The 20,345-nt window shown below is 50.2% G+C and carries 15 protein-coding genes; 5 read left to right on the forward strand and 10 right to left on the reverse strand.

All coding sequences use genetic code 11. The features are described 5' to 3' along the window. Positions 1–94 precede the first annotated feature (94 nt). Complete coding sequence (gene tkt, locus ACRCZA_RS02855; protein ID WP_438672975.1) at positions 95–2,089, reverse strand: transketolase; 1,995 nt, start codon at positions 2,087–2,089, stop codon at positions 95–97. A 768-nt stretch (positions 2,090–2,857) separates the two neighbouring features. Here tkt and metK point away from each other — a divergent pair. The 3 genes from metK (at position 2,858) to ACRCZA_RS02870 (ending at position 6,342) form a co-directional block, all read left to right on the forward strand. Then, a complete protein-coding gene (metK, locus tag ACRCZA_RS02860) occupies positions 2,858–4,009 on the forward strand; it encodes a methionine adenosyltransferase (RefSeq protein WP_438672976.1) in 1,152 nt (383 codons plus the stop codon). A gap of 322 nt (positions 4,010–4,331) precedes the next feature. Next, positions 4,332–4,985 (forward strand): oxygen-insensitive NAD(P)H nitroreductase, encoded by a 654-nt coding sequence (nfsB, locus tag ACRCZA_RS02865; protein WP_438672977.1) that lies wholly within the window; start codon positions 4,332–4,334, stop codon positions 4,983–4,985. 598 nt (positions 4,986–5,583) lie between these two features. Further along, positions 5,584–6,342, forward strand: a complete 759-nt coding sequence (locus ACRCZA_RS02870; protein ID WP_438672978.1) for a thiol:disulfide interchange protein DsbA/DsbL — start codon at positions 5,584–5,586, stop codon at positions 6,340–6,342. A gap of 170 nt (positions 6,343–6,512) precedes the next feature. Here the strand turns inward: ACRCZA_RS02870 and ACRCZA_RS02875 are convergent, their stop codons facing one another. After that, positions 6,513–7,043: a cytochrome b/b6 domain-containing protein gene (locus tag ACRCZA_RS02875; RefSeq protein WP_438672979.1), complete on the reverse strand. Its 531-nt coding sequence runs from the start codon at positions 7,041–7,043 to the stop codon at positions 6,513–6,515. 27 nt (positions 7,044–7,070) lie between these two features. Further along, positions 7,071–7,592, reverse strand: a complete 522-nt coding sequence (hemG, locus tag ACRCZA_RS02880) for a menaquinone-dependent protoporphyrinogen IX dehydrogenase (protein ID WP_438672980.1) — start codon at positions 7,590–7,592, stop codon at positions 7,071–7,073. Between the two features lie 551 nt (positions 7,593–8,143). Here hemG and ACRCZA_RS02885 point away from each other — a divergent pair. Then, positions 8,144–8,965, forward strand: a complete 822-nt coding sequence (locus ACRCZA_RS02885; protein WP_438673016.1) for a TIGR03899 family protein — start codon at positions 8,144–8,146, stop codon at positions 8,963–8,965. A gap of 62 nt (positions 8,966–9,027) precedes the next feature. Here ACRCZA_RS02885 and cysC read toward each other — a convergent pair whose 3' ends face one another. The 4 genes from cysC to cobA form a co-directional block, all read right to left on the reverse strand. Further along, positions 9,028–9,648 (reverse strand): adenylyl-sulfate kinase, encoded by a 621-nt coding sequence (cysC, locus tag ACRCZA_RS02890; protein WP_438672981.1) that lies wholly within the window; start codon positions 9,646–9,648, stop codon positions 9,028–9,030. Positions 9,649–9,980: 332 nt separating this feature from the next. Further along, positions 9,981–11,423, reverse strand: coding sequence for a sulfate adenylyltransferase subunit CysN (gene cysN / locus ACRCZA_RS02895; protein WP_438672982.1), 1,443 nt, complete (start codon positions 11,421–11,423; stop codon positions 9,981–9,983). Between the two features lie 117 nt (positions 11,424–11,540). Then, positions 11,541–12,449 (reverse strand): sulfate adenylyltransferase subunit CysD, encoded by a 909-nt coding sequence (gene cysD, locus ACRCZA_RS02900; protein WP_438672983.1) that lies wholly within the window; start codon positions 12,447–12,449, stop codon positions 11,541–11,543. 83 nt (positions 12,450–12,532) lie between these two features. After that, positions 12,533–13,378 carry a uroporphyrinogen-III C-methyltransferase gene (gene cobA / locus ACRCZA_RS02905; protein WP_438673017.1) on the reverse strand — a complete coding sequence of 282 codons (846 nt, stop codon included), beginning with the start codon at positions 13,376–13,378 and terminating at the stop codon, positions 12,533–12,535. Between the two features lie 794 nt (positions 13,379–14,172). On the opposite strand from cobA, the gene ACRCZA_RS02910 reads away from it, so the two are divergent. After that, entirely contained in the window at positions 14,173–15,753 is a 1,581-nt protein-coding gene (locus tag ACRCZA_RS02910; RefSeq protein WP_438672984.1) for a S41 family peptidase, read from the forward strand. 400 nt (positions 15,754–16,153) lie between these two features. Here the strand turns inward: ACRCZA_RS02910 and mtgA are convergent, their stop codons facing one another. The 3 genes from mtgA to cysI form a co-directional block, all read right to left on the reverse strand. Continuing rightward, a complete protein-coding gene (mtgA, locus tag ACRCZA_RS02915; protein ID WP_438672985.1) occupies positions 16,154–16,939 on the reverse strand; it encodes a monofunctional biosynthetic peptidoglycan transglycosylase in 786 nt (261 codons plus the stop codon). Positions 16,940–17,829: 890 nt separating this feature from the next. Beyond that, positions 17,830–18,609, reverse strand: coding sequence for a phosphoadenylyl-sulfate reductase (locus ACRCZA_RS02920; RefSeq protein WP_438672986.1), 780 nt, complete (start codon positions 18,607–18,609; stop codon positions 17,830–17,832). Beyond that, on the reverse strand, positions 18,596–20,299 hold the full coding sequence (gene cysI / locus ACRCZA_RS02925) for an assimilatory sulfite reductase (NADPH) hemoprotein subunit (RefSeq protein ID WP_438672987.1): 1,704 nt from the start codon (positions 20,297–20,299) through the stop codon (positions 18,596–18,598). Before cysI ends, ACRCZA_RS02920 begins: the two co-directional genes overlap by 14 nt. Positions 20,300–20,345: the final 46 nt, after the last annotated feature.

Consider the following 20,345-nt stretch of genomic DNA (forward strand, 5'->3'; position numbering starts at 1 on the left):
ATACAAAAACGGCCTGCACAGGATTGCAGGCCGGATTATACAGATTAACAGCACAAAAGTTTAACCTTTTGTTTTTAATCTTATCCTGCGGCGATTAACCTAAGGATTTTACGGCATTGAGCACATTGTCAACGGTGAAACCAAAATGGGCCATCAGCACATTGCCAGGCGCCGACTCACCGAAGGTGGTCATGCCAACGATGGTGCCTTCAAAGCCTACATACTTGTACCAGAAATCCGTATGAGCCGCTTCGATAGCGATACGCTTAGTGACCGCTTTTGGTAAAACTGACTCTTTATACGCCGCATCTTGCTTATCAAACTCGGTGTTTGATGGCATAGACACCACGCGCACTTGCTTGCCTTGTTCAGTTAATGCTGCAGCCGCATCCATTGCTAGTTGCACTTCGCTACCGGTGGCGATCAGGATGTACTCTGGCGTGCCAACACAATCCTTAAGTACATAAGCACCCTTGGCAACGTTAGCTAATTGCTCTGGAGTACGCGCCTGCGCCTTCAGATTTTGACGGCTGAAGATCAGTGAGGTTGGCGCGTGACGACGTTCAATGGCTGCTTTCCACGCCACTGCGGTTTCAGCCGCGTCACAAGGGCGCCATACCGCCATGTTTGGCGTCATGCGCAGGTTAGCTAATTGCTCAACCGGTTGATGCGTTGGGCCGTCTTCACCTTGACCGATAGAGTCATGGGTATAAACGAAGATGTTTTGAATGCCCATCAGCGCAGACATACGTACTGCGTTACGGGCGTATTCCATAAACATCATGAAAGTCGCGCCATAGTTGATAAAGCCACCGTGGAGTGACACACCGTTCATGATGCCGCTCATACCGAACTCACGCACACCGTAGTACACATAGTTACCGGCAGGATCGTCTTGAATCCCTTTAGAACCTGACCACAAGGTCAAGTTAGAGCCCGCTAAGTCAGCACTGCCACCTAACAGCTCAGGCAACATCGCCCCAAAAGCACCGATGGCATTTTGTGAGGCTTTACGGCTGGCAATGCCTTCGCCTTTGGCTTGGCATTCTTGGATAAAGGCTTGCGCTTTCGCTTCAAAATCCGCGGGTAACTCGCCTTTTAATACACGGCGTTCGTACTCGGCGGCCAGCTCTGGGTAAGCTTGCGCGTATGCGGCAAACTTATCGTTCCATGCAGCTTCACGCGCAGCACCGGCGTCGGTGGCATCCCAACCGGTGTAAACATCGGCCGGGATTTCAAATGGCGCATGTGGCCAGCCTAAAAATTCACGGGCGGCGGCGATTTCAGCATCACCTAGTGGCGCGCCGTGGCAATCGTGGCTGCCAGATTTGTTTGGCGAACCAAAACCGATAATGGTTTTGCAGCAGATCATGGTGGGTTTGTCGGTGACCGCTTTAGCCGCTTCAATCGCCGCGCGAATGGCAGCGCTATCATGACCATCGACGTTCGCAATCACATGCCAGCCATAGGATTCGAAACGTTTTGGTGTGTCATCGGTAAACCAGCCTTCCACGTGGCCGTCGATAGAAATACCGTTGTCATCCCAGAAGGCGATGAGTTTGCCTAGGCCTAAGGTGCCCGCTAAAGAACAGGCTTCGTGGGAAATACCTTCCATCAAGCAGCCATCGCCAAGGAAGCAATAAGTATAGTGGTCAACAATTTCGTGACCTGCGCGGTTAAACTGTGCCGCTAAGGTTTTTTCTGCAATCGCCATCCCCACGGCATTGCTGATCCCCGCGCCTAATGGGCCGGTGGTGGTTTCAACGCCTGGGGTGTAACCGTACTCTGGGTGACCAGGGGTTTTTGAATGCAATTGACGGAACTGTTTTAACTCATCAATCGGCAGATCGTAGCCAGTCAGGTGCAATAAAGAATAAATCAGCATGGAGCCGTGGCCGTTAGAGAGGATAAAACGATCTCTATCTACCCATTTTGGATTGTTCGGGTTGTGTTTAAGGAAATCATTCCATAACACTTCAGCAATATCTGCCATGCCCATCGGGGCGCCGGGGTGGCCTGAATTTGCTTTTTGAACGGCATCCATACTTAACGCACGGATTGCGTTGGCGAGTACTTTACGGGAAGACATGCTCTCTCCTGCTTAATATTATAAGATCTAGCTAGCGGGCAATTTGGACGCACATTTTCCCCTACATAAAGGGATGACGCAAACTAAAATTCACCACAATGTCGCTGCTGCTACCGAATCGACATTTTTACGATAAAAAAGCGCCCACGATGAACTTTTATCGAGCCCACCGCGTAATCCTTTGCCTCTACTGACGCCAGCGCCGCGGTGTATCTGCTCACTGGCTGCCACATGCCAGTTGAGTATGTCTCATCCAACCCCGTGTACATCACGAGGGCGTGTTGGCGCGGCGAGAGTCATGCTGTTCGCCTTGGCAAACTTAAGCTCGCGAGGCAAGGAATGAGGTGTCGTTATCCGACTCACATCTTATGGCAGCCTTATGGCAGCAAATAAGCGTAAGAGCAAGCGCTTGCCAAACGCCCCTTTCGGGCAGCGTTGGGCACACCGTTTCGGCGGCGTTATCGTCCATTGAGTGAGAGTAACGACGCCGCACGCACGTTGCCTTGCATAATCGCTAGCCATCTTGCGGTAAAAAACACCCTAAGACAGCAGCGTGCCCGAGGATGAGTAACAGTGTTTAATAATTTAATTTCAAAAACTTAAGGCATTTAGATACTTTTTAGGCGAGATATCAAAGCTGGGATTTACCTCACTAAGTACACAAATAGTTAGCTTTGGGGGTGTCATCGCGACGAAATTCCACTAAAATAGCCGTCTAGATGTAGATGCTTCTACACGTTTGAATGCTAACGACGAGATTTTCCTACTATGGCAAAGCACTTGTTTACTTCTGAGTCGGTCTCAGAAGGTCATCCCGATAAGATTGCAGATCAGATTTCTGATGCTGTGCTAGATGCAATTCTGGCCCAAGATCCTAAAGCACGCGTTGCGTGTGAAACCTATGTAAAAACCGGCATGGTATTAGTTGGTGGTGAAGTCACGACTTCTGCTTGGGTTGATATTGAAGAGCTGACCCGTAAAACGGTTCGTGAGATTGGCTACACCCACTCAGACATGGGTTTTGATGCCGATTCCTGCGCCGTATTAAATGCGATTGGTAAGCAGTCTCCCGACATTAACCAAGGGGTTGATCGCGCCGATCCTAAAGAACAAGGCGCCGGCGACCAAGGCTTAATGTTTGGCTATGCCAGCAACGAAACCGACATTCTGATGCCAGCGCCTATCACCTATGCCCACGCATTGGTGAAACGTCAATCAGAAGTGCGTAAAGATGGCACCCTGCCATGGCTACGCCCCGATGCGAAAAGCCAAGTAACCTTCGCCTACGAAGACAACAAGATTGTTGGCATCGATGCGATCGTGCTGTCAACCCAACACAGCCCAGACATCGGCCAAGCAGATTTGATTGAAGGCGTGATGGAAACCATCATCAAGCCCGTTCTGCCGGCTCACTGGCTGAATAAAGACACCAAATACTTCATCAACCCAACAGGCCGTTTTGTTATCGGTGGCCCAATGGGTGACTGTGGCTTAACGGGTCGTAAGATCATCGTCGATACCTACGGTGGTATGGCGCGTCACGGCGGTGGAGCTTTCTCGGGTAAAGATCCATCAAAAGTTGACCGCAGTGCGGCTTACGCTGCCCGTTACGTCGCGAAAAACATCGTGGCCGCCGGCCTTGCCGATCGTTGTGAGCTGCAAGTTTCTTACGCCATTGGTGTGGCTGAGCCAACCTCAATCAGCATCGAAACCTTCGGCACTGGTAAAGTGTCAGAAGAAGTGCTGATCAAATTAGTGCGTCAACACTTCGACCTGCGCCCATACGGCCTGACTGAAATGTTGAACTTAGCTCGCCCAATTTACCAAGCCACCGCCGCCTATGGTCACTTTGGCCGCAGCGAATTCCCATGGGAAGCGACGGATAAAGCCGAAGCACTGCGCGCTGACGCTGGCCTATAATCGTTCTCGATTGACTCTAAAAAAAACCGCTACCAAGCGGTTTTTTTATGGGTATTTTTTATCCTTTTTGAACGCTCATCGCTCACCCCATCGCCGCCGCTGAATTGAGCAGCCCAATTGAGTAGCGTCAGCGCTATCAACGAGGTGAGGTAGCCTTCCCCTCTTGCCCCTTTCGCCCCCAATCGGCGCCATGGCGTTAACGGATGTCAAATCGCCATAGCAGCACTAGGCTCAATCTTATCTTCTTTGGGCTAATTGTCTTTTATTCAAACCGGTATAAAATGCCGTCACTGACTATTCCTCAATGATATGGAGCTGTTACATGAGTGATTTAAGTTTTTTTGCGAAAAAGCGTTACACCAGTAAAGCGTTTGACCCGACGAAGACAATTGCGGCGGATAAAATTGCCGAAATCAAAACCCTGTTACAGTACAGCCCATCATCAACTAACTCACAGCCTTGGCATTTTATTTTAGCGAGCAGCGCCGAAGGCAAAGCTTTAATTGCCAAGTCCACTGAAAACTTTGCCTTTAATACTCAAAAGATCCTCAATGCTTCCCATGTGTTAGTGCTGTGCACCCGCAGCCAATTAGATGAAGCCCATTTACTTAACGTACTTGAACAAGAAGCCAAAGATGGCCGCTTTGCCGACGAAGCAGGCAAAAACAGCCAACATGCAGGCCGTTCGTTTTTTGCAAACATGCAAAAACACGAGATGAAAGATGCCCAGCATTGGATGGAAAAACAGGTCTACTTAGCCCTTGGGACCTTAATGCTCGGCGCCAGCGTACTCGATATCGACGCCTGCCCGATTGAAGGGTTTGATCCTGTGGTACTTAACCAAGCCTTGGGATTACGGGAAAAAGGCTTTGGCGCCTCGGTGATCGTCGCGCTCGGCTATCATTCAGAAGATGACTTTAACGCGAAATTACCGAAATCGCGCCTCGCTCAAGAAGTGATCTTCACCGAGATTTAATTGCGATTAGCCCTCATCAAGCATGCCCTTGTGACTCAAGCCAACCTTAAGTGAAGGATTAAATTGGCTTGAGTCGGATTGAGTCGATTGGTTTTGAGCCTATTAGCTTGATTAAACTGGCTTGATTAAACTGGCTTGAGTCAACTGATTTGAGCCACCTAACTCAGCAAGAGCATCATTCGCTTATGCATTAACGTTAAGTGGATAACTGGGCTGTATACACTTTGTCAAAAAAACAACACTAACCACGGCATAGTGACTCAAGCCCAAATTGCCCTTTGATAGGCAACACTCACATCAACAACCCTATGGATTTATGTGATCCCCTCAGCACTCCTGTTAATCCGACGGAAAACTCCCGTAAGGATGACAGATTTCACGTGATATCTGTCCGCCTCTTCAGCGATAATTAAGGCTTGCAATTTACCCTAGCCCAACAGTATCAACACTGGCGCGGGTATTACCGCTGACGCTCGTTTTAACACCGATGCGTGGTAAGCGTCACATCAAGAGGAAACACAGCGCTGTTTATCTGCGGCTCATTTCGTCAAGCCCTTAACAGACGCGGTGAATTCATCTAACCGACTTTGAGGAACCTATGATCAAACCATTAGCCTTGGCAGCAGCCTTACTTATCACTCCACTTAGCGCGTTTGCCAACAACTTTATTGAAGGCACACACTTCACCCAAGTGTCAGATAAAGCCAGCAGCGAACCCAAACTGACCGAGTTTTACTCATTTTACTGCCATAACTGTTTCTACATGGAGACTAACTACCTCCCTGGGATCAAAGCTAACTTAAACCCCAAAATTGCCTTTGACAGCAAGCATGTCGACTTTATGAATAGCGCCATTGGCACCGAAGTGATGCGCGCCCTCTCCGTTATCCAGAGTGTCGATACTCACCAACAGGCACTGACCCACGCCATGTTTGCCGCCATCCAAGGTGAAGAAGGCGCCGATGGCCACGATCACAGTGCTCCAGGCCACAAGCATGAGTCACTGATCAACAATCGCGATGACATTAAAAAGGTATTCGCCAAGTTTGGTATTGATGGCGCCAAATATGATGAGTTGGCCGACAGCAAAAGCACCAACGAAAAACTGGCCCTGTGGCGCACCCAGCAACAACAGTTCCGCGTAGAAAGCGTGCCAGCGTTTATTGTTAACGACAAATATGCCATCAATCTTGGTAGCATCAAAACAGTAGACGAACTCAATAGCCTGATTAATTATCTGGCCATTGAAAAGGATGTGCCAGCGCCAAAAAGCTCTGGTGGTAGTTTAGCTTGGTTCTTCCTTGCATTTGCCGCCGCCATTGGCCTAGGCCGTCAAAAACGCCTGCTAGCAAAATAAGCGGCGAAGCGATTAAACACCGCCAAGGCGCAAGATAAGCCCAGCGCCAACAAAAAAGATAAAGGCCTCCACTGGAGGCCTTTTGATTGTTAGTGAATGATTATTTGCAATACGATTATTTGCCAGATGATTATTTTTGCAAAATCTCAGCCGCCCTTGGGCGCACATCATTACTGCCGAATAAACTCCAGCACATGGCTCGCGGCGAGCAGGGTATGCACGACTAAAAAACCGATAAAGGCTTGTGCAAACCCTTGATGATAACCACGCCATGCCATAGCAAGCGGCGTACCTTGGTACACAAACCACACCACGCCCGTCAGTCCTGTAGCCAATAGCAGCAGTAGCCCTATGCCTTCGACGGTACTGAATAACCCCTTGCCCCCGGCAACGGGTAACTTCCCCTTTAACAATCCTCGGCAATCTTGAGCTAACTGCGCCCAGTCGCCAACTAGCCACGCAAAATACTGGCGCCACTTGCCCTGTAGGCTATTGCGCAGTAAAAATCCCAGACTCAAGAGTGCACACACTAAGCCCAGATAAACGTGCAGATAATCAAACACACTGGCATTACTGCGCAAACTTCTGCCGATAAAAATCCACGGGCTAGTACACACCAACACCAAGCAACACAGCACAATCCACACATGTAAGCGCGCTAACAACAGCTGCCATAGCTGGCCAAACTTATTTTCTTTCATTCACCCCCCTTGGCGTTTGCGCCAATCTTAGGCTTGGTGGATTAACTGCCCAAATTCCTGCACTTTTTGCCAATCGGTATATTCAACCTTGGTCATCGGATCCGTTGGTCCTTTGGTTATCCACATGATAAACCGAATAATATTGCGATCCATGGCGTTATAACCCTGATAATTTAGATTGCCACCAAAGACCTGCAGCAACTGCGGCTGCCAGCTGGTTTTGGCCAAAAAGGCCTGCATATAAGGGTTGGTCTCAGGGGTATTCTTTTGGGGTTTACGGGCCACTAAACTGACGGAAAAAAATCCATTGACCTTTTGGTTCAACAGGGCCTGATGCCGTTCAATAAACTCAAACACGAGGGGATTATGTTTACCATGGCGAATACTGGCACCAATGATGATTTTATCAAACTCATCCAGGGCAGGCGGCGCTTTAATATCCGCCACCACCACAGTATTGCCTAACGAGCGCAGCTGCTGGGCTAACTGCTCGGTAATCTTACGGGTTTGACCATGAACACTCGAAAAAATAAGCAAAATATTTTTCACTTTAGCCTCGATTATCTCGATAAACAGAAGAAAAAGCGGCCTAACAAACGATAAACGGCGGCTTGCATTACTGACATAAAAGTCATTTTTCCATTAGGATATTGCATACTAGGCGATTTAGTCACCCATTTACATGAAATAGATCACGGGGTTAGCTCAAATCCTCCCTGAAGACAGGGGATTTTTAGCTGACGCACAACAATCCTCAGTATTAACCATTGAAAAATAAACAATGGCAAGCGAGCGAGGCCAGAATGCAACTCGATGCTCTGAGGTGACAATGGCTCCACAAGGCTAGATCCGCCCCCGACAGTATGCCAAGATGCTAAAACGCCCATAAGCATGTCGACCAACACATACTGAAACGACGACGGTGGATTGGATTGAATGGCGAAAAGTGCAAGCGCTTAGCTCCCGCGCCGCGAACTGGCGCAGCAAAATAAGCCACTGTGACTAAAGTACCTAATACTGAGATGCCCTAGCCCAGCAACCACTAGAGCCGCAAATAGATGACTCATTCACTCGCCAATCAAGAGGTGGCTCATAACAATATGGCTGAACACCACACTCACCTAGCCCATCAGCACGTGTCTGCCCGAAAAAAAGCCCTGCTACTCGGGCGCCAGTTAGGCCTGGCCAGCGAGCAGGCATATCGCCCAGCCCAATCCTCGCTTGCTGAGCGTGCGGCGCATCGGGCTCACACACTCGCAAGCCAGTACCAAACCAATGTAGAAACCATCTTTGCTTTGGCACTGAGTTACACCCCATCGGATGTCACTGGGGTGGAACTCGATCCCGACTGGAGTCATCAATTTTTTATGATGGCCGAGCAAATCCAGAATCGCACAATGCAGGATCTCTGGGCCCGTATTTTAGCGAGCGAAATTGTCAATCCTGGGAATTTTAGCCTGCGCACCTTAGCGCTACTAAAGCAGCTCACCTATCGGGAAGCACAAATGCTAGAAAAAGCCCTCACCATGGCGGCAAAGGTCAATCATGAGCCGCGGTTCAAATTGGTGAGCGGCTATCGTTTATCGGGTGGGATTGGCCAATATTTTAGAAGAAACACCAATTTTAACTTAAGCTTATCGCAATTTGGCCTGCCCTATTCCAGCATGTTAACCCTAGTGGATGCGGGGATTTTCCACAGCAGTGAATTTGAAACCGGAGAACTGAATCGCAAAACCCCGATCCATTTGAGCTTTCCCGGCTTGTCAATGCAGTTAATCCCCAAAAGGCGCCACCTGCAGCTTAAGTATTATCGGTTGACCCCGATTGGTGATGAATTGGCCCAATTGGTACCACCTAAGGCCGAACCTGCCTACTATCAGGCACTGCAGCAACAGTTTGCCAAAGACTTTATTATCGACTGAATCAACCATGCTCCTATCGAGCCGGGCCACGCGCTCGGCTGATAACCCGCTCAATAGATCTGCTAAGAGGCTGTCGCCACCTCCCTTTCGCCATGCATCACGCCGCAATCGATTAAATACTCGATAATGGCCGCGACTTGCGTGGCAAGCTCCCCTTGACTGGTGTCTATAGTCAACTCGGGCGCGAGCGGCGCCTCATAGGGTGAAGATATCCCCGTAAAGTCGCTAATTTCGCCCCTGCGAGCCTTTACATACAAGCCCTTAGGATCGCGCTGCTCACAAACCACTAAAGGCGTCGCCACATGCACTTCAATAAATTGCCCTGCAGGAAAGAGCGCCCGAAGGCGCGAACGCTCCTTGATCGTCGGCGAAATAAACGCTGACAACACCACTAAACCGGCATCCACCATTAACTTAGCGACCTCGCCTACCCGCCGCAGATTTTCAGCGCGATCCGCGGCGCTAAAGCCAAGCTCCTGACATAAGCCATGGCGCACATTATCACCATCGAGCAAATAGGTGTGTAATCCCGCCTCAAACAGGGCTCGCTCTAGCGCGCCGGCGAGGGTCGACTTACCCGCGCCTGAAAGCCCGGTAAACCAGAGTAACACTGGCTGCTGGCCCTTTTGTGCCGCTCTCGCCGCCTGATCGATAGGATGCGGATGCCACACGATGTTTGCCATAAAGACTCCTCAATTTACGTCATTCATACCAAGATGCTGCCGCGCGGCCCCAGAACCAACCGCGTTAATGTAACACCATCGTGTTAATGTAAAGCCATCGCGTTAATGCACAGCCATCGCGCGCCGCTCTTGAGTCAACGCTGCAGGCGCGAGCGACATTCGCCACGCCAGCACCGCGGGACTGCTCCAACCCAACGGGAACCATGGGTCAATCCAGTCAGCCCGAGGCTCATTCGCTAAGCCACGAGCTAATCAGCTCAACCACCAGCTCATTCGCTAAGCCACGGGCTCATCTACAAAGCCTCCAGCTAATCCACAAAGCCACGCATCAATCAGCGAGCTAACTTTGTGATATCAATGGCTTGCCAATGGGGGAAGTGTTTACGCACCAGCGCGTTAAATTCAATTTCAAAGGCACTCAATTCCCTTGCCTGCGACAGGTTGGCGCCACTGCCTGCCACCACCATCACTGCGGCGACGGTGGCATTGCTTAACCTGTCGATAAGGATCATGCCGCCGGTATCGCGCACAAGGGCATAGGGGTCAAACACGATCTCTTCGGTGAGTTCGAGGGTCACTCTAGCAATCCCATTAAGGCCGAGGGTGTCCGCGACGCTATGCCCTAAGGTATTAACATCAATCACATAATCGATTGCCGCCACGATGGCTTGGGTCTTTTTGCCCGCGACCTTAATATCGTATAACTGCCCCAGTTGCAGCGGTTTTTCATCCATCCACACCATGTCTGCCGTAATGCGGTTGCCTACGGCTGGCGCCGAATCGGGCTTGGCGAGCAAATCACCGCGGGAAATATCAATTTCATCTTCGAGCGTAATCGTCACCGCCTGACCTGCAACAGCTTCGGCTAAATCACCATCGAAGGTCACAATCCGCGCCACTTTGCTGCGCTTACCAGAAGGCAACGCGACGACTTCCTCCCCCACCTTAAGCATGCCTGAGGCCAAAGTGCCGGCAAAACCACGAAAGTCTAAGTGAGGCCGCGATACATATTGCACTGGCAAGCGCAGGGGCAAGGCGGCAAGTTCACGCTGCGTATCAATGGTTTCAAGTAGCTCAAGTAGGGTCCCACCGTGATACCAAGGACTCTGTTGACTGCGCTCGACCACGTTATCACCGTTGAGCGCCGATAAGGGCACATAATGGATATCGAGGGAGCCAAACCCCTTCACAAAGTCAGCAAAGTCGGCTCGAATTTGCTTAAAGATCTGCTCATCAAATCCCAGTAAATCCATCTTATTGACCGCCACAATAAAATGGCGGATCCCCAGCAAAGAGGCGATAAACGCATGGCGCTTAGTTTGGGTTTGTACGCCATAACGGGCATCGACTAAGATCACCGCTAAATCACAGGTTGACGCCCCCGTCGCCATATTGCGGGTATACTGCTCATGGCCCGGGGTATCGGCAATAATAAATTTACGCTTATCGCTTGAAAAATAACGATATGCCACATCAATGGTGATACCTTGCTCACGCTCGGCCTGCAATCCATCCACCAGTAAGGCTAAGTCAATGGCTTCGCCGGTGGTGCCCATCTTGGCGCTGTCGCTTTTAAGGCTTGCCAGCTGGTCCTCATAAATTTGTGCACTGTCGTGTAACAGGCGGCCAATCAAAGTGCTTTTACCATCATCGACACTGCCACAGGTTAAAAACCGCAGTAGGCCCTTGTGTTGCTGTTGGGCTAAGTAGGCTTTTACCCCATGAAGGTTGATTTCTGCCGCCATGCGGTGGGTTTTATTGACTGCATTATCCATGTTTATCTCACTCTTGATCTGTGGCTTGCTGTTGCACTGCGTTGCTTGCACGAATATGGCATTGCTCAATGTTGGCATTCGGTCAACATTCGCCCCTTGGGGGCGCAATGCTCAGCATTAAAAGTAACCCTGGCGTTTTTTCTGCTCCATTGATGCGCTTTGATCGGAGTCGATCAGGCGCCCTTGGCGTTCGCTTGAACGTGTCAGCAGCATTTCTTCAATAATTTTTTCTAAATCATTGGCCTGTGAGTGCATCGCGGCGGTGAGCGGGTAACACCCTAAGGTCCTAAAACGCACCACTTCTTGCCTTATCTGTTCCCCCTCAGCCAGCGGCATCCGCTCATCGTCCACCATAATTAATTGACCGGCGCGCTCCACGACTGGCCGCGGCGCAGCAAAATACAGCGGGACTAACTCAATGTTTTCTTGATAGATATATTGCCAGATGTCGAGCTCAGTCCAGTTCGACAACGGGAAGACGCGAATACTCTCCCCTTTATTTACGGCACCATTGTAGGTACGCCATAATTCCGGCCGCTGATTTTTAGGATCCCAGCGATGGTGCCTATCGCGAAAGGAATACACCCGCTCCTTCGCCCGGGATTTTTCTTCATCCCGGCGCGCGCCCCCAAACGCGGCGTCAAAACCATAATGATTAAGGGCCTGCTTAAGCGCTTGGGTTTTCATGATGTCCGTGTGCTTAGCACTGCCATGGTCGAAGGGATTGATCCCCTGCGCCACGCCCTCAGGGTTAGTATGAGTGAATAACTCCAACCCAAATTTTTTAGCCTGAGCATCGCGAAAGGCGATCATCTCCTTAAATTTCCAGCCGGTATCAATGTGCAGCAATGGAAAGGGCAGCTTGCCCGGATAAAAGGCTTTACGGGCTAAGTGCAACATCACGGAAGAATCTTTACCGATGGAATAGAGCATCACTGGGTTATCAAATTCGGCGGCAACTTCACGAATAATCTGAATACTCTCAGCTTCTAGTTGTTGTAAGTGGCTTAATTCACGTGAGGCCATACTGTATTCTCCGGTTAACTTAACGATGCGGTGCTGTCTAGGCTGCTGTTATAGATGACGTTATTGGTAATGATGTTGATAGATTAAGTGCCCAAGGTATTTGTCAATACCATGGCCGTCTGGGGCGATTGCGTGACATACTCGGCGCGGCCTTGCTGCTCTGCTGTAAACCAATCTAGGCTGTCACACAGCGCCACCACTTCACCGATAATCATCAATGCGGGCATCTGCAAGGCGGGATCGGCGGCAAGCTGCTCAAGCTCTGCTAAACAACCAATAAACCGCCGCTGCTCAGCGGTGGTCGCCTTAGCAATGATCGCTACAGGCGTATGTGGACTGCGCCCGGCATTCAATAAACCTTGGCGAATAATGCTGGCATTCAAAATCCCCATATACACCACTAAGGTATTGTGAGGATTAGCATAGCCCTGCCAATCCATTGGGCGGCTATCTGCCTGACAATGGCCAGTAATAAAAGTGACCCCTTGGGCATAGTCTCTGTGGGTCAAAGGGATGCCGCCATAGGCCGCCGCGCCAGTGGCGGCAGTAATACCGGGGACAACTTCAAACGCCACTCCCGCTTCCACTAAGGTTTGTAATTCTTCGCCACCACGGCCGAAAATGAAGGGATCCCCCCCTTTTAGGCGTACAACCTGCTTACGGGTATAGGCTTTCGTTACCAGTAGCTGATTAATCTCATGTTGAGCCGCGCTGTGTTCCCCCGCCCGCTTACCGACGGCGATTTTCTCGGCCTCTTTAGGAATAAGTTCGAGGATCTCTTGGCTAACAAGGGCGTCATACAGCACCACATCAGCCATTTTAAGCACCCGCAATGCCTTGACTGTCAGTAGCTCTGCATCGCCGGGACCTGCGCCCACCAACCATACTTTGCCCTTAAGGGTTTGGCCTGGTAAAGATAAAATTTCCATCATATTCCCCAGCGTTGCGATAGTCTGTGGCGCATGAGCCGATGAAGCTCTCGCTCGTACACATCAATCCATAAAACATCAGTACGTCAGAATATAACGCCTCTTATATTCCCCAATAAATATAAAATAGTTAGTTTTTATATCTTTTTGCGATAAGAGAATAAAAGCATGCCCTAAACGGGCTGCACTCTCCCAGCATAGGGATAACATCGAGAACGAAACAAGGTTAAAATATTGAATTTAAATATATTTATGTATTGACGAAATTGACCAACAGTATCGCTGTCGTCATTTTTGAACTATGTTATTGCCAAAAAATCTACGGCATTCCCTCACATCATCTGCCGCATGCGGCAAAGGTCACAACCGACCACACAGGCCAACCATGTTGGCCCCACAATACATCAGAAGGTACCGTATTCAGGTTGTAGGATGGGATCAAAAGATGACAGCGAGCAAAAAATAGCCATACTTCTATTGCTCATTGGCACTCCGCCCTCGCTCAAGGTGGCTCACAAGTGCTGTAAAAAATGCGGTTAAACAAACAATGCGGTTAAACAAACAATACGGTTAAGCCGTCCATAATGACGATTGAGTGTACCAACGAGCGCTTTGGAGGCCCTTTGGGCACATTGCTTTAAGCATGATAACGCCTTAAGCATGGTAGACGGCCTTAGGCCATAGAGGGTTGAGCGCTACAGCCATCAACTCACCCAAACGGGGTTAAATGAACACCGTAAACTAAAAATAGCCGCGCAGTATCAATAAACATGCGCCTAATTTCATGGGGAAATATGGATTTTAGCTACCGCCGGACGGTGATAATACTGGCCTTCATCATTATCTCGAGCCTCATTAAGCTCGCCGATTTTGCGATTGCAGATCATCAACCGCCAGCCATGCTCACCGCGCAGGAAGTCCGCCAAGATTTATTCAGCTTACTGAGTCAAATTGAGCAGCACTCGGCCTTTTATGCCCTTAACCCAGAGCAGCATTGGCCGCAACTCACCCATTGGGCAAGCTTAATCAGCAGCCAATCGTCGGATCAAATGAGCCGTGAGCGCTTCGCCGCGCAAATAACCAAATTAATCAATGTCATCAAAGATCCCGGCATGTTAGTGCGCGATAATCTCGCCGAGCACGGCGACCTACCTTTTATCTTGAGGCCGTTAAATGAGCAATGGTTAGCGTTAGATAGCCAGCACCATCCGCTCGACCCGCGCTTTCCGTTTGTGACTCACATTGATGGCTTACCCTTAAGTAAATGGATAGCAGCAAGCCAAGCCTATCTGCCCGAATCCACCAAAGACAGCCAAGAGATGCAGCGGCCTTGGCTCAGTAAACTCCAGCTCTTACGTGAGGATTTAGGCTTAAGCATTAAACCCTTTGTATTAATAACCTTAACGAATGACGCCTTAGACACTCGCCAACTTGAACTCGCGATCGCCCCCCGCCACTCAATGGCCGCAGCCACAAAAGCCAAATCCAGCCCATCGGTTGAACTCAGTTTTCAGGGCTTACTTGAGCAACTCGTGTCCTTGACGCCTAAATCGTCAGCACCCGCAAGTGCTGAACTCGAAACCATCAACAGTACCACCGCCCGACTAAAACTGAATGATCTCTATGCCTTTGGCACCGATCCAAAGTTACAGCAAACCTTATTGAAGGGGATGGAGCAGCCGCTGCTCGTGCTCGATCTGAGGGACGCGAGCGGCTTTAGCCCTAAATTACTGACCCTACTTGCGCGCTATCAAGATCCACAGGCTCCTCACTCCGATGCCAAGCGGGCTGAACCAATGGCACATATCATGGGATTTGCCCATTATCGCCGCTCTAGCACATTGCGTAATGACCACTTACAACCCTTAAGTTTTATGCCTCTGGCGCAGTTCTCACCACGCTCGCGGCAGGCAAATAAGCTCACAGACTATCTCCCCCCAGTCGATGAGCGCCAATTCAGCCCTTGGTTTATCCGCACCCAGCCCTTGGTGCCGCCCCAAGGCCATAATCGCCTCGCACTGCTTGTCAGCCCTCGCTGCAGGCAGGAATGCGAATGGATTGCCTATAAAACCAAAACCTGGTCACGGGTACAATTGATCGGCGAAAAAACGTCAGGGGATTTTGCCAAACAATATCGCTTTAACTTACCCAATAGCGACGTCGAAATCCGCCTGAGCAGCGCACTCATCTATGATGCCAATGGAAAATTGCTTTCAGGCAATGGCACCGAACCCGATATTGGGTTACCGCAAAATACCGATATTGAGTGGCAAGGCTTAGTCAGCTTAGTGATGGCGGCTAAACCTAAGCAGCCACAGCAGTATCAAGCAGCCTATACCGCAGCGCATGTCAGCCAAGTTGCCACAGCCAACTAACTCGCGATACTCACGCGCCAGGACAAACTCACTCGCCTGACAAACTGACTCACAGCGACCAACTCACTCGTGACAGCCAATTTATTCACCTCTACCAACTTACTCGCCACAACTAAGCTTGCTACAACTAAGTCACTGTTATTTATAGGAAGTGACCCATATTAAAACGACACACATTGAAAACGGCAACGATTGAAAACAACAAACATTACAAGCGTGTATTTTTGGCATCCTTGGCATAGTCTGAAGGTAGCAAGGCTAACTCTCGCTAAACATTAACTTCGAACATCATCACCCCTTTCCCGCACAGCTCACCCTAATGGAGTGACGCGCTTACCGCATCAGCCCCATCATCTGGACCTATCATCCACGCGCAATAAAAACACCGACAACCACAGATTTAGTCGATCCCATGCACTTTATGTAAGGTGACATCACCGAGCTGGCGCATTTGTTTGCGGATCCACTGGGCACGGCGCTCAACATAAGCCGACGCAGGGGATACTTTATAGCGCCAGGGATTGGGTAGCGCTGCGGCCAATAATGATGCTTCAACTCGCGTTAATTGAGCCGCTGGCCGCCCAAAATAATGCTTGGCAGCAGCCTCGGCCCCATATATCCCCGGTCCAAATTCCACAATGTTTAAATACACTTCAAGGATCCGCGATTTATCCCAAAATAGCTCCATTAACATGGTAAACCATGCTTCGATGCCTTTACGTATAAAACTGCGGCTCGACCACATGAACAGATTTTTCGCGGTTTGTTGGCTTAGGGTGCTGGCACCGCGCACCTTGTTGCCCCGTTGGTTATATTTCAGAGCAGCACTTATCGCCGCTAGATCAAAACCACGATGTTCGGCAAATTTTTGATCTTCGGCGGCAATCACGGCTAACTGCAGCTCTTTAGAAATTTTAGAAATATCAACCCATTGATGCCTAACAACCGCGATCTCGGCGGGAGGAAACAACGCCCGCTCGATCCGCCAAGTCCAAAGGGGAGGATCAATAAAGCGCAAGCTCACCACCAGCATCATTGAGCTTAATCCCAGTACGCACATCAGCTTACACAGCATGAACGCTAACCGCTTAAGGCGAGATGTGAACGATGTTGGCCTTGGCCGTGGACTGCGGTTGTGGGAAGGAGGATTGGCATGATCGCGCATCGCATACAAGGGGGCGTTCATTCATTGAGTCTCATTAGGGGAACGGCATTATGGTGCAAGTATTCTCATGGATTATCAACACCTTCAATGCCAAGATACGCACGCATTATCGGCCCTTAACCCAAAGAGTCACCCACGCATTTACGCATGCGTGCAGCAGTAATTGAATCGATAGAGTGACACAAAGCCATGAGGAAGCCGAGCTTAAAAGCGCAATCGCGATAACGAGCATCGTTGGCACAATAAAATGAACATAAGAATGGACACAACAGGATAAAAGTAAAGAAGGTAAACGAAGGAGGCCTAGCCCAACCTCGGCAGCTTGTCAGGCAGCTGGCCGAGGTAAAGATCACTGATCAACCCGCGCTAGCAAGTCAACCAAACTGCTTAACACTCGCGGCGGCGAGTCAGATTTTTCGAAAGCATCAGGTTGTTATCTGCTTGGCGGATATTGACTGTGAACTGCGACGAGTCTCGTTCGACAGCAAACCCAGCCCATCAATAACGATATTCAGCCACTTACCAGCCAGCCAATCGACAGCGAATCAACCCAGTGTACTTACGCAAAACCATCTACGGGAACGTCAAAATATAGCTCAGCCTTTGCTAATGTGCATAACTCTGTGGGCAAAAATGTACAATTTTTAAGCCCAGCGCTGAGCGGGATAAGCCTAGCACTGCACGCCGCTCGCCCGGAGATCTTGAACTTAACTGGATACTGTGAACCTATAATGACAAACACATTGATCTTTAGGCTAAATCGTCAACGCCCAAGACGTCGCCATCAAGCCAACTCGCACGCTATCCCGCCAAGTGCGGGCGAGGATGCCCCGATGACCAACAGCCCAATGGCAAAATACTGCATGACGAACTGCCCAAAGACCCAGTGTCTGCCAAGTTAACATCCGCAGCTAGATATCGTAATGCAGGCCACATTCGCGTTTAAGGCCATTAAAGCGAGTCTGCTCCTCCGTCATCCCAAGCTCAAGCGGCTTAGTGGAGTGGGTATCGCCAACCGAGACATAACCCTGCTCCCACAGCGGATGATAAGGCAGCCCATGCGCAGTTAAATACTGGTGCACCTCTTTATTGCCCCAATCGACAATGGGTAATAATTTAAAGCGGTCGCCATGGATGGCTAAAATGGGCAGCGCCTCGCGGCTGCTCGCTTGACTGCGCCTCAGCCCCGCCAACCAAGTCCCTACCCCAAGCTCTGCCAAGGCGCGTTGCATGGGTTCAACTTTATTGAGGCGATTGTATTGTTCGAGCCCCGCCAGCCCCTGCTCCCACAATTTGCCAAAGCGCGCTTCTTGCCACGCGGGGGTCATTGGCGCTTGATACACTTTGATATTCAATGACAAACGCTCGGTCAGCTCATCAACAAACCGATAGGTTTCGGGAAATAAGTAGCCAGTATCCGTCAAGATAACGGGAATATCGGCCTGCACTTGACTGGCCATATGCAGCATCACCGCAGCTTGAATGCCAAAGCTGGATGACAGTGCGTGGCTGCCGGGCAAATAAGCCAGCCCCCACAGCAGCCGCTCCGGCGCACTTAAGCTAGCCAGCACTTGATTGATTGCTGCCAGCGCAAGCGCTTGCTCGTCCTTAGGCGCTGTCAGTAACGCCGCCAGCTCGCCAGCACTAGGCAGCCCTGGCACTGCCATTGTCGGTTGTTTAAGAAAAGTCATGGAAATCCTTAGCGGCATCGAGCACCGCCTTCACCACGCCCACACGGACGGTGAAATTACCAAAGGTTTCGCCAGCATCACGCTCTAGGGCGTAGCGAGCAAACAGGGCATCGAGCTCGGCTAGGATGTCCGCCTCTTGGATATTTTCGCGATACATTTTATTCAAGCGCGTGCCTTCAAAATTAGCCCCCAAATATAAATTGTAACGCCCCGGTGCTTTGCCGACTAAGCCAATTTCGGCGGCAAATGGCCGCGCACAGCCGTTAGGACATCCCGTCATGCGCACCACAATGGCTTGGTCGCTGATCCCATGTTTAGCCTGCAGCGCATCGATATGATCAATAAACTCCGGGAAATAACGCTCAGCTTCAGCCATCGCGAGCGGGCAGGTTGGCAACGCCACGCAGGCAATCGAATGGCCGCGAGTTTGGGTGAGCACTTGGCCGAGCAGACCGTGTTTACGGGCTAAGCCCTCAATAGTGGCTTTATCTTGTGCCGCGACCCCAGCAATGATCATATTTTGATTCGAGGTCATACGAAAATCGCCTTTATGGATTTTGGCAATTTCCCTAAGGCCTGTTTGTAGGGTTTGGCCGGGGGAATCTTTAATACGGCCACTCTCGATAAAGAGGGTTAAATGCCATTTGCCATCCACACCTTCGACCCAACCATAACGATCGCCGCGATCGCCAATCACTACATCGCGCTTAGGCTCAAATTTAACGCCGGCGCGGGCTTCAACCTCGGCTTTAAACTTGTCATAGCCGTGGTCAACAATCGTGTATTTAAGGCGTGAACGCTTACGATTACTGCGATTACCCCAGTCACGCTGCACTGTCATGACCGCCTCGGCAAACTTCATCACATCTGCGGTTTTGATAAAGCCAAAATCGTCAGCTAGGCGGGGGAAGGTTTCCACCTCACCGTGGGTGGAGCCCATGCCACCGCCGGCGGTTAAGTTAAAGCCCACCAACTCGCCCTGTTCAGCCACGGCGATAAAGCCTAAATCATTGGTATAAACATCAACATCGTTATCGGGCGGTACGGCAACGGCCATTTTAAACTTACGCGGCAAGTAGGTTTTACCGTACACCGGCTCGACGGTGTCATCTTCCGTCGTCAGCAATTTGTCTTCATCTAACCAGATTTCAGCATAGGCACGGGTGTGCGGCAGCAGATGATCCGACAGTTGTTTGGCGACCTCGTAAGCCTGCTGGTGCAACTTCGATTCCACCGGATTGGGGTTACACATCACGTTGCGGTTCACATCACCACAGGCAGCAATCGAGTCAAGCGCTTCGCGATCTAACCCTTGGATAATCGTTTTTAAATTACGCTTAGGAATACCGTGATACTGAAACGTTTGCCGGGTCGTTAACCGAATACTGTTGGAATGGGTCAGGCTCGAGGCAATTTTATCAACGCCTAACCATTGTTTTGGGGTGCACACGCCACCGGGTACGCGGGCGCGCAACATAAAACTGTATAGGGGCTCGAGTTTTTGCGCTTTGCGTTCGTTGCGTAAATCACGGTCATCCTGCTGATAAAAGCCATGAAACTTAATAAGCTGCTGATCGCCATCGCTAAAACTGCCAGTCACCGCAGAATCTAATCCTTCTTTAATGGTGCCCCGCAGATAATCACTGTCGGTTTTTAGGTATTCGTTTAACGCTAACTTTTGCTCACTCATGGCAACGACCTCATTTATTCGTTTGGCAGCCGCATCTCTGGGGATG

The organism is Shewanella sp. (genome assembly GCF_051658185.1).
Taxonomy (GTDB): Bacteria; Pseudomonadota; Gammaproteobacteria; order Enterobacterales; family Shewanellaceae; genus Shewanella.

Excerpts from the sequence above, each read along its gene's own strand:
- tkt (WP_438672975.1), bottom strand. The coding sequence starts at position 2,089 with ATGTCTTCCCGTAAAGTACTCGCCAACGCAATCCGTGCGTTAAGTATG.
- metK (WP_438672976.1), top strand. The coding sequence starts at position 2,858 with ATGGCAAAGCACTTGTTTACTTCTGAGTCGGTCTCAGAAGGTCATCCC.
- nfsB (WP_438672977.1), top strand. The coding sequence starts at position 4,332 with ATGAGTGATTTAAGTTTTTTTGCGAAAAAGCGTTACACCAGTAAAGCG.
- ACRCZA_RS02870 (WP_438672978.1), top strand. The coding sequence starts at position 5,584 with ATGATCAAACCATTAGCCTTGGCAGCAGCCTTACTTATCACTCCACTT.
- ACRCZA_RS02875 (WP_438672979.1), bottom strand. The coding sequence starts at position 7,043 with ATGAAAGAAAATAAGTTTGGCCAGCTATGGCAGCTGTTGTTAGCGCGC.
- ACRCZA_RS02885 (WP_438673016.1), top strand. The coding sequence starts at position 8,144 with ATGGCTGAACACCACACTCACCTAGCCCATCAGCACGTGTCTGCCCGA.
- cysC (WP_438672981.1), bottom strand. The coding sequence starts at position 9,648 with ATGGCAAACATCGTGTGGCATCCGCATCCTATCGATCAGGCGGCGAGA.
- cysN (WP_438672982.1), bottom strand. The coding sequence starts at position 11,423 with ATGGATAATGCAGTCAATAAAACCCACCGCATGGCGGCAGAAATCAAC.
- cysD (WP_438672983.1), bottom strand. The coding sequence starts at position 12,449 with ATGGCCTCACGTGAATTAAGCCACTTACAACAACTAGAAGCTGAGAGT.
- cobA (WP_438673017.1), bottom strand. The coding sequence starts at position 13,378 with ATGGAAATTTTATCTTTACCAGGCCAAACCCTTAAGGGCAAAGTATGG.
- ACRCZA_RS02910 (WP_438672984.1), top strand. The coding sequence starts at position 14,173 with ATGGATTTTAGCTACCGCCGGACGGTGATAATACTGGCCTTCATCATT.
- mtgA (WP_438672985.1), bottom strand. The coding sequence starts at position 16,939 with ATGAACGCCCCCTTGTATGCGATGCGCGATCATGCCAATCCTCCTTCC.
- ACRCZA_RS02920 (WP_438672986.1), bottom strand. The coding sequence starts at position 18,609 with ATGACTTTTCTTAAACAACCGACAATGGCAGTGCCAGGGCTGCCTAGT.
- cysI (WP_438672987.1), bottom strand. The coding sequence starts at position 20,299 with ATGAGTGAGCAAAAGTTAGCGTTAAACGAATACCTAAAAACCGACAGT.